The following is a 10179-nucleotide window of genomic DNA, read 5'->3' as shown; positions in this document are numbered from 1 at the left end:
AAAAAATTATGCTTTTTGAGTAATCAATTATTGCACTTCAAACTTGAATGTGCGCCCTGTATTTGCAGCCTGCCTGGGCATCCCACGTGATTCGGGTTTTGGCAGTGTACACACCTGCGCTCGCCGAGATCCCTGTTACCTGAGCAGGTACTGTGGTAGTTGAGCCGAGGTTTGCCCACCCTGTGGCAATTTTATTGTTGTTGAGTGCCTTAACCCTGTAGTAATAGGTAGTATGAGCAAAAAGCTCTGTGAACAGCGCGCTGGAATTTAAAGTTACTGAGCTTAGGAAAACCTTTCCGCCAACAGACATAGAAGAACATTCAAGAAGATAACTGGTCCAGTACGGATTATTTCCGGTCTGCCAGTGCAAAGTTGTCGATGTAACACCTACGTCCGTAATAGGCAGGGCAGCCGGTATATCGCACAAGGTTGAAGTGGCTTTTAGAGCCGCATAATCCGAATACACCAGGTCCAGGTTCTTTGCGCGGACTTTGTACCAGGAAGTAGTGTTCCTGTCTAAAGGTGAATCAATATAGAACGTTGCTTTGGCAAAGAGCTTTAACTGCCAGTTCACGTTATTGGTAGACGAGGTAAGTTCATAAAAGGTTGAGCCTGAATTATTGTCCGGGTTCCAGTTTAGATGTATCTGGTTTGTTTTTATTGAAACAAAGTCCGGCGTACCCGGAATATTGCAGGCAGTGTGCGTAGTTACCGGAGATGAAAAATCGGTGTATACATTGTCCAGGTTCTTTGCCCTTACTTTATAATAATATGTTACGTTCGGAGTAAGGCTCGAATGGGTATAGACGTTGTTCTTGCCGGTATACACAGTCAAGTACGAATTACTGGTACAAGAAGATGCCGCAACCTCGTAAAGAGTCGAACCTGAATTGCTGTTCGGGCTCCAGGACAAGCCTATACTTGTCGGGTTGACGGCCGAATATGATAGGCTTGCAGGGATGTTGCAAACTGTATGCGTAGTTATCTGCGATGCATAATCACTGTAAACGTTATCTAAGTTCTTTGCCCGTATTTTATAGTAATATGTCACGTTTGGAGTAAGGCTGGTATGGGTGCAATTAATATTCTTTCCGGAATAAAGAATGCCGTAGGAGCCGCTGTTATATGTAGAAGCCCAGAGCTCGTAAACCGTTGAATCGGAATTAGTGTTTGCGTTCCACCCTAATCCTATGCTGGCAGAGTTAACGGATGAAAATGCCAATGCTGATGGAACTTTGCACAACGTATGCGTGCTCCCGATACTGGTATAAGCTGTATCAACACCGTTGTTGTTCCGTGCTTTTACTTGGAAATACCAGGTTAAATTGCTGGGCAGTGCAGTCAAAACCGCAGAAGTGGCAAAAGTTGTAGAACTTGAGAAAACCTGACCGCCAAAAGCTATTGATGAGCAGTTGACCACATAGCGTGTCCCTGAAGGGTTACCTGGGATTCCTGCTGTCCACTGCACAGTAATGCTTGAAGGAAACACCGCAGTAAACGCAGGTGAGGCAGTGCCCGGGATATTTGAGCGGGTAGCTGTTGAATAGTACACAGGTGCAGTCATCCAGCGCGTGTAAGTGTCATACCTGTGGCCAACGCGCAGGTAGTACGTAGTATTTGGCAAAAGCCCTGTAACGGTTAGTGAGGTAATATAAACGACTGTGGTATTTGAAGACGCAAATAGAGGAGAAAATACCGATTTTGTAGATACCTGTAGTTTATATTCATCGGCTGCATTCTGCCTGCCCCAGCCGGCCCTGATACTTGAACTGCTAACTGAGAGCAACGTTACATTTTGAGGTGCAGGAGCCTGGGCCTGAACAGTTGTTCCGTTCGATATTGTGGACCAGAGGCCGTAATCATCCTTTGTCCAGATACGGATATAGTAGGTTGTCTTGATCTTAAGGCCGCTAAGCAGGTAAGATTGTATGGTATTTGGATTTACCGCAGACGTTGAAAGTTGAACGTCAGCCAGCGTTGTAGTGCCTCGGCCGTTCCAGTAACTTTGGCTTATAGCATTATTGTACACGGTGGTAGTTGAGATATGAAACTTGGAGCCAGCACCCAGGGTTCCGGTCCTGTTGTCATCGCCTGGCGCAACCCACGACAACCGCACCTCGCCGCTGTTAGTCCCTTTAAGCCCGGATAACGTGGTGATCGCACCCGGAGCGGTAACGTCATCAACGTAGGTAATTATGACTTTAACATAATCGGTCATGAGAGTTGCCTTGTTGCCGCCAGTGGCTTTGATGGACGATACGGCAAGGTAGAGATAGTTATTTGTACTGATATATGTGCCGAAATTGGACGAAAAATTATTGGTTAGAGCCTGGTCTGTGCTGTTAGCATGGTTGCCTACCGCTTCCCAGGTATTATTCCCGAAATTCCTGATGTAAAAGTATGCCCCGTAAGTAGTGCTGTAATAGCCGTACCCTTCCCATTCAACGTAGATGTTGCTCATGGTTTTAGTGCTCTGGGCAATAATAAACTTAAAGTTTTGAGCTACGCTCTTATTATTTGCGGTATCTGTAGTATTGTAGCGGACGTCGTTGGCCGACTCAATGGCTGGGTATGAAGTTATAACGGTTTGCCCGGATATGTCAGGGCCTGTAGCCGGAATGTTGCTTGCTTCGCCTTTCTTTTCATACGCAAATTTATTCGTACCAGCGCCTGTGAGGTAATCATAAGCTGCCGTATCAGCCAGGCAGGGGATGGCGCTTAAGAACAGAAAAAATGCTATTACGATACTTTGAATGAGACGTAAAACCCTGTCCATATCTTAACCCTTGTTCCCCGCGTAGTTGGAATCGGTGTTATTTGGACAAACTCTATTTAAGCCCTTCAGGAACCGGCATGACCTTATCCCACCGCGTAGGTGGGATTGGTGCTTTTTGGACTATTTCAGTTCATCAGGAATCGGCATGTTGTAGTTTTTTAAGAATTCGATCAGGTCATCTTTTTTAACTCTTCTGTGGCCGCCTGGCGTTTTATAAGCAGGGATCAACCCGTGTTCTATCCAGTTCGTTACCGTAGTAAGTGTCACACCGCAGTACCTGCTTACCTGGTATGTGGTCAGAACCTCATTTTTGGCGCTGTATTCTGCACCCGGCCTGTTTGCTGTTGAAGAAGCTGATTCTGTATGTTTTTCTTTCAGGTCAGCTCTTGCCTCAAGGCATCTTTTGACTGCATCCCTGAACTCAAAAACGTTAAAGGGTTTCTTTATATAGTCGCTCACGCCTGCACGCAGGGATTCAATGGCACTATCTGCACTTGGGTAAGCTGTAATAATAATAACACTGGTATTGGGATTGTTAGCCTTTATATATTTGAGAAGGTCTATTCCACTCATACCGCCCATCTGTAAATCAGTAACAACAAGGTCAACGTGTTCTTCTTTAAGCACCTCAACTGCTTCTTCACCACTGCTGACACCTTTAGCATCGTAGGCCATACTCTGGACAGCTTTTAGACATGTCTGTAGTATTGCCGAATCATCATCAACTATCAAAATCTTCTCGTTAGACATATTTCCTCCATTTTTGATTATTTGGATTATTTTGATTATTCTAAACTTGCATTATTATTATAATAGATTTAATTAAACATTCAAGGGGTTTTTTACATTTAATTTTTTGATTAGTTTGACCTTGCAGGCTTGACTGATACCTGTTTTTTGACGATTTGGTGGGATGTGCAATTGAGAAGTTTGGTTTACATTTTTTACCTCCTTAACCGTGGAGCCAGTGATGAGCGAGCATTTTTCAGTGAATTCTGCGGGATTGTAATATTTCAAATGAGGCTGTTGCTGAACTTGATTTTCTGTCATTGCTTCTCCCGCTTTGCGGGAGAAGCAATGACACCTTAGGAGTCCGTCAACAGCCTAATTTTCCAATTGTTTTCACCACAGCCCGATTTTTCTTCTGTATATCCACTCGCCTAAAAAACTCAAGATAATAAGAGCCATAAGCCAGGGGTTTGACCACAGAGTTGTTTTGTTAATTACAGCCCTCTTTTTTATATCCCTTAATTTACTATACAACTTATTTACCAATATTTCATCTTTATCAAAGTATTCCCCGCCCGACTCTGCGGCTGCGCTGTTTAAGAGCTCATCGTTCTGTTTCAGGTTCGTTTTTTCCTGCAATAAAAATGGTTTTACGTCCACGCCGGCAGAATCCTTGGCAGCAAAAACCCCGTTCTCATTTAAATAAAACTGAAAAGAGTATTTCCCGCTGGCCCTAAATACGCCTTTGGCTTCCCATTCTTTCTCGCTTATTTTGTTAACCTCCAGTTCAGACCTTTGTCCTGACGGCTCCACCAGGACAAGCTTCATATTTTTCCTATTCAGGTCTTTGTTCCCCCTTAGCTTTAAGCTGTATTCCTGCCCGGAAAAGTATTCCGGCCTGTCTAAGTTTATCTTCCCTTCGAACGATTTTTCGGAATGCGAAAGGTAGCGGATCATATTTTTCCAGAAACTATAATACAATTCCGTTGATTGGCCGGCTAAAGCCCAGCGCCAGGTCGTATTGGCCCCAAGCGCGGCAGCCCTGCCTTTTCCTATATCCCACGAGGCCAGCACAACCCAGTTCTTCCATGGATGGCGCAGCAATACCTTTGCATTTAAGTTTTTAACAAGCGCCTGGCAGCCCTCAAGCTGCGGGGCGTTTTTCCAGAGTTCCAGGTTCTTTTTTTCGTCATCGTTTAACCTCATTATGTCCTGCCGCGTATCCTCTATTTTAGGGCTGAACAGCCCGTTCTCGTCTTCGTCCTGCGGTTTATCGAATATCACAGGCAGGATACTTTCCAGAGGAGTCCCGGCCCAGCCGCCTTTCCCGAAAGAATTTTCTCCTCCTATCATGATAAGCCCGCCGCCCTTTTCAACCACCCATCTCTTGATATTGGCAAGGTATTCCGGCAGGAAACCGAACCTCCGGTAAGTAAAGTTATCAAGTATAAAGACATCAAAATTCTTCAGGTCACTGACAAATATCGTTTCCACCGGAAACGGTATCAAGGACAGGTCGTAATCCGATACCAGGGTAATGTTCTCAGGGTTCCTTAAGATAACAAAAGATACCAGCTCAACCAGCGGGTCGTTTTTGAGATAGTGCCTTAAAAAAGAATATTCCGGGCCCGGCTGGCCGCAGAGGTAAAGCACCCGTATTTTGTCGCGGATTATATCAAGATAAAATCGTTTTTTGTTATTTGCAAGGGTTGTTTCGCCTTTTAAAGGCAGGGCTTCGGCTTCATACATGAACCTGCCGCTCAGGCTCGGCGTATAATCAAGGACGGCATCAAAACTCTCATTATCCGAGTTTATTTTGGCCGTATGCGACGCAAGTGTTGCGTTCGAATCAATCCTTCTTAAATTTACCGTGGCATACCTGCCAGAAAAACCGATAGCGCTTAAGTTTACCGTTATCTTCAAAGGAAGGTTCTTGAAAGCAAAATCGCTGACTTTTAAACCGTTTATGGCCAGGTCTTTTAAGCCGCCTTTATTTCCTAAATTGACAGGGAAAACAGGGATATTCAGCTCTTTTATCCAGGACTCCGGCAGGGTACCGGCGTTATGGTTCCCGTCCGAAAGAAGTATTATGCCGGACAATTTCTCGCCGTTCTCTCTTCTTATGTCCCACAGCGACCTGTAGAGGTCCGTATAAAAACCCAGCGATTCCGCTGATTTTTTGTCTTTCAAATATTTATCAAGGCCGGTATTTAACTGGCCTGACAAAGACGAAAAAACATAGTTTTTAAGCCTTAGCTTTTCGCTCAAAGATTCATAGTTTCGCTCCAGGATATCTTCCACTGTCTTTATCCGGCCTGCTGTCACCATGCTCGGAGAAACATCTACGGCAACAGCCACCAGGGGCCTGTCGTCGCTCGAATAATTTACCAGCACAGGCTGGCAGATAAGCAGTAAAAGGACTACAATGTTGGCCGCCCTCCATAAAAAAACAGCCTTCCTGTTCTGCAGATGCCAAAGCAAAACCAGCCCGCCTGCGGCTAAAAGCACAGACAGAGCAAAAATATAATCAAATTTAAATAGTTCAATGCTCATTTATAGTTCCAATCTCGAATAACCAATTTCGAATCTCGAAAAAATAATCAATGACCAATAGGCAAAAAGAAAAAATATTTTGCTTTTTTAAGTTTGCGATTTTTTTCGAAATTAGTGCTTCGGATTTCGAAATTGCCATATTATTATCTTCCCAGCTTTTCCTGTATGTACGGTTTATGCACAGCATCGCTTTTATAGGTGCCTGTGACAAAATACATTATCAGGTTCAAGGTCAGTTTCTGCGCTTCAAACCTCTGGGTCTCTTCCCCGGGCAGGCAGTGCCACAAGTAATTCCCCAGACGGTCTTTTGCCCAGGCACCGATAAGGTCATTCTGCGAATAGATGAGCGCAGTCCTTCCTGAAATATCTATTCCTTCCATATAATTATTTGTCAAACGCCTCCCTCCCACCTTTCTTAACAGATAATAAGCCCTGTAAAGCGGGTGGTCAAAGGGCAGTTTTTTAAGCTTGCTTTCAGGAAAGGCCTTGGCTATTTCTTTCCTGAAGGAAGAATCAAAAGCACTGCCTTTTATCCCGGAAGAATCCTCGGCAAATATCATCCCGCCGTTAGAGAGGTACCTCCTAATCACAGCACAGTCTTTATCGCTTAAACCCGGGAAGCTTTCTGTGCCCAGGATGAACAAATACGGGTATGAGAACAGTTCTTCGTCATCTAAAGTGACCAGTTTCCTTTCCTTGAGCGGTTTTATTGTAGTAGTAGTGGTAATAAACTCCAGTATATCCTGCCAGGCCTCCGGGTAAGGGTCACATTTGCCGTCATATTTCAGCTGTACGAACTTAAAATAATTCCCTTCCTGGGAAAAACAAAGATTTATTGAAAAGATTATAACAAGAAGTATCCTCAAAATCATCATAGTATTCTTCTCCTGTGAAACCTCTCCGGCAGGAGAGGAGGTGCCAGAATGTCATTGCGAGCCGAAGGCGAAGCAATCTCGTCGTTAAAATATGGATTGCTTCGGCAAAAGACGCCTCGCAATGACAAAACCTTCATTTTTACCGATTGCGACACAGTCTGTTCGCGGGTATGACACCAAATTGGGACATCTATGATTTCCCCTCTAATTTATTTTTTTAGACATCGGGTTTGCAAGATAAATTTCGGCTATTATAAGCAAAAATATGATTAGGAGCAGCCATCTGGATATATCTTTTCCGGATATGGCCGAAATGAACTGGCTTTCCCAGTTAGCTTCGTCAAGCTTTATGAGGTAATTCTTTGAAAAATACCTCTTAAGGCTTGTATCGCCCGCGGGTGAAAGCTCGCTTTCAATAGATGTGTCTAGATTTACCGCAAACTTTTTTATAACCCTGCCGCCTGAAACCATAGCATATATGCCCGGTTCTTCGGTATCGGTAAAAAGAGCCTCTTCGCCTCCCTTTACAGCCTTTACGACAGTGCCGTCGGGCTTAAGAACCCTGCTATCCGGCATAGAAGTTTTATACCTAAAAGCTTCGCCTATTTTTAAAGAAGCTGTATTCGTTTCCTCGGCACCACCGGACAAATAAGCTGCGATATTTTTTATCAGGGGCATAAAAACGGTTTTACTTACGATGTTGCCCCACTCGCGGTTTGCCCTGGTCGCGCACAGGATAACCCTGCCGTCGCCGTACTTCGATTCAAGCAGATAAGGCCAGCCCGATGAAAGGCTCGCCAGTACCTGAGAACCCGGTTTTGCCTGAAGCACAAAACCCTGATTTACGGCGATATTGGCGATCTCAAATTCGGACATATCCATTAACTTGTTCAAAACATGGTCCTTGGATTCCCAGTTTATGCTTTGGGTTTTCTCAAACCTGGAACCGATATTCCCCGGCAGGTAATCGGGATTGAATTCATCAGCTGTCCTGTCGCCAAGAAAAATAAGCGCCCCTCCTCCGGAGTTTATGAACCGGTCTATATTTTCATGGTCTTTCCTTAAATTTGCAAGGATAACGACTCCGGGAGGCTTTAACTGCGTTTCATCTACCTTGTCTTCGCCTACTGTTACGGCATTTAAGAGGGCATTCTTTAAATAAAAACTCTCGGACGTAACGCCTCCGAACCTCGGGTCCCCGTCGACTATCCAGGTCTTGCATTTTTTTGGCTGGTCAAGCAGTAAGTAATAATTATTATCCCTGTCCAGGTTATCCTGTTCCAGCCTGGCCCTGAAAGGCAGGCCGTCGGTTTCACCCGGGCAGGAGAAAAAAACCTTTATTTTGTCTTTCGATGAAACATCAAGGACATCACTGCCTGCCTTCTTATTGTCTATAAAATAGTTCACAGGCCATAAAAATGGGTACTTTCCGGAATCAAACCTGCACACGGATTCTATATTCCACATGTTTTGAACATCAGAGAACCCCGCTTTTACTTCATTTAACCAATAGTTATCCCCCCCTTTTGGCTTAAAATAAAACACCTTGATGCTCCTGTCATCTTCCGGCAGGGTTGTGTTAAACCCGTGAGAAGCAAGGTCGGAAAGTACGACCGCCGCCTGGTTTGACGCCGGGAACTGGCCCAGGAGCTGTTTTAAGACAGGCCACGCCGCGCTGAAATCGGTCGGACGGTTAGTAACCTTCAGCTCATCGATTATCTTTAAAAGGTATTTCTTGTCGTTGCTCAGGCTGGGTGTTGCAGCTTCTATCCTGTTTGAATATGCTATGATGCCTATCCTGTCTCTTGCAGAAAGCATAGAAATTATCTTTTTTGCTATCACTTTGTTATGTTCAAAGCGCGGCCTGCCTTCCTGGTTGTAGTCCATGGAATATGAAGTATCTATCAATAAAACCAGGGCTATCAGGTTATCTTTACTTTCGGAACCTTTCTGCAAGTTGAATTGCAGTATCGGTTTTGCAAAAAACAATACCAAAAGAAAGAGTATAAGCATCCTGGTTAAAAGCAATAAATACTGCCTCAACCTGAATTTATTCTGCAGTTTTTGTAATGCAAGATAGATAAAACGAAAATCGCTGAACTCTTGTTTTTTCGGGTTCTTCTTGAAAAAAAGATGGAGTATAAGCGGTAATAATACTACAGGCAAGGCCCAGAGAATTGAAATATTAAGGAAAGAAAGATTCATATATTTAACTGAAAGCGGATAGCGGATAGCGTAGAGCGTATAGGAACGTCAAAGTCTGTTCATGTTTTAGCTTTTCTCTACGCTATCCGCTATACGCTCTACGCTATGTTTTTTAGCTTCTATTGCTCAAGCACTGTCCCAGGGCGATCTCGACCGGTGTATCTGTGGTTATCAAATAATAATCTATATCGGCCTTGCGGAAACCGGTTTTGTATTCATCCAGGAATTGTTTGAAAAGTTTTATGTATTCTGCCCGCAGCGTATCCGCATCGGCAAAGATTTCTTTTTCATTTTCCAGATGGATGAAAAGATTGTCTCCCAGGAAAGGGAATTTTACCTCACTTGGGTCAAGCACCTGAAGGACGATTATCTCATGGTGCCTGAAACGCAGGTATTTTAAGGCCTTAAGGACGTTCTGCGGGTCCGCTAAGAGGTCGGAGATAAAGATTATAAGCCCCCGCTTTTTTAAATATTGGCCGAACAGCTTCAGGACATTTTCTATCTCGGTCTCGCCTCCGCTTGATAATTCCTCTAATTTATCAAAGATTACCGAAAGATGCGAGAGTTGGTGCCTTGGAGGAAGATAAAAACGAAGGCCGGAATCAAAAGCGCTCAAAGATGCGGAATCCTCCTGGTGAAGGAAAAGGTAGGCCAATGAAGCGGCAAGAAATTTGGCATAATCAAGCTTGGTTATATGCCCGCTTGAGGCAAAGTTCATGGAACCTGAAGCGTCTAAAAGTATATAGCCCCTTAAATTTGTTTCATCCTGGAATTGTTTTATGAAGAATTTATCGGACCTGCCGAAAACCTTCCAGTCAATATGCCTTAACTCGTCGCCGTAGGAATATTCCCTGTGCTGGGAAAACTCAAGCGAATGCCCTTTATAAGGGCTGTTATGCAGCCCGGACAAAAGGCCTTCTACCACGGATTTTGCCCGGATATGCATATTTGCAAGTTTTGCCAGAGAAACCGGATCGAAAAATTTCATAAAGTCAGACCGCCTATTGCAGCTGACTTAAATGCAAATTGCAAAATGCAAAA

7 protein-coding genes are annotated in these 10179 nt (G+C 44.1%); all 7 read right to left on the bottom strand.

The window, feature by feature from the left end; genetic code table 11:
• Positions 1 to 37: 37 nt before the first annotated feature.
• Positions 38 to 2776 (bottom strand): fibronectin type III domain-containing protein, encoded by a 2739-nt coding sequence (locus LHV68_11150; GenBank protein ID MCB4792422.1) that lies wholly within the window; start codon positions 2774 to 2776, stop codon positions 38 to 40.
• A 120-nt stretch (positions 2777 to 2896) separates the two neighbouring features.
• On the bottom strand, positions 2897 to 3526 hold the full coding sequence (locus LHV68_11145; protein ID MCB4792421.1) for a response regulator: 630 nt from the start codon (positions 3524 to 3526) through the stop codon (positions 2897 to 2899).
• 72 nt (positions 3527 to 3598) lie between these two features.
• A complete protein-coding gene (locus LHV68_11140) occupies positions 3599 to 3826 on the bottom strand; it encodes a hypothetical protein (GenBank protein ID MCB4792420.1) in 228 nt (75 codons plus the stop codon).
• Between the two features lie 72 nt (positions 3827 to 3898).
• On the bottom strand, positions 3899 to 6058 hold the full coding sequence (locus tag LHV68_11135; GenBank protein ID MCB4792419.1) for a glutamine amidotransferase: 2160 nt from the start codon (positions 6056 to 6058) through the stop codon (positions 3899 to 3901).
• Positions 6059 to 6201: 143 nt separating this feature from the next.
• Complete coding sequence (locus LHV68_11130; GenBank protein MCB4792418.1) at positions 6202 to 6933, bottom strand: DUF4159 domain-containing protein; 732 nt, start codon at positions 6931 to 6933, stop codon at positions 6202 to 6204.
• Between the two features lie 204 nt (positions 6934 to 7137).
• Positions 7138 to 9138, bottom strand: a complete 2001-nt coding sequence (locus tag LHV68_11125) for a VWA domain-containing protein (protein ID MCB4792417.1) — start codon at positions 9136 to 9138, stop codon at positions 7138 to 7140.
• A gap of 112 nt (positions 9139 to 9250) precedes the next feature.
• Complete coding sequence (locus tag LHV68_11120) at positions 9251 to 10126, bottom strand: DUF58 domain-containing protein (protein MCB4792416.1); 876 nt, start codon at positions 10124 to 10126, stop codon at positions 9251 to 9253.
• Positions 10127 to 10179: the final 53 nt, after the last annotated feature.

This window comes from Candidatus Liberimonas magnetica, assembly GCA_020523885.1.
In the GTDB taxonomy this organism is placed as follows: domain Bacteria; phylum Elusimicrobiota; class Endomicrobiia; order Endomicrobiales; family JAFGIL01; genus Liberimonas; species Liberimonas magnetica.
Note: the sequence above shows the minus strand (reverse complement) of the source record. Positions and strands in the feature narration are given on the sequence as shown.

What these genes read in the sequence shown, in the direction of transcription:
- LHV68_11150 (MCB4792422.1), bottom strand. Translation starts at nt 2,776, where the DNA reads ATGGACAGGGTTTTACGTCTCATTCAAAGTATCGTAATAGCATTTTTT.
- LHV68_11145 (MCB4792421.1), bottom strand. Translation starts at nt 3,526, where the DNA reads ATGTCTAACGAGAAGATTTTGATAGTTGATGATGATTCGGCAATACTA.
- LHV68_11140 (MCB4792420.1), bottom strand. Translation starts at nt 3,826, where the DNA reads ATGACAGAAAATCAAGTTCAGCAACAGCCTCATTTGAAATATTACAAT.
- LHV68_11135 (MCB4792419.1), bottom strand. Translation starts at nt 6,058, where the DNA reads ATGAGCATTGAACTATTTAAATTTGATTATATTTTTGCTCTGTCTGTG.
- LHV68_11130 (MCB4792418.1), bottom strand. Translation starts at nt 6,933, where the DNA reads ATGATGATTTTGAGGATACTTCTTGTTATAATCTTTTCAATAAATCTT.
- LHV68_11125 (MCB4792417.1), bottom strand. Translation starts at nt 9,138, where the DNA reads ATGAATCTTTCTTTCCTTAATATTTCAATTCTCTGGGCCTTGCCTGTA.
- LHV68_11120 (MCB4792416.1), bottom strand. Translation starts at nt 10,126, where the DNA reads ATGAAATTTTTCGATCCGGTTTCTCTGGCAAAACTTGCAAATATGCAT.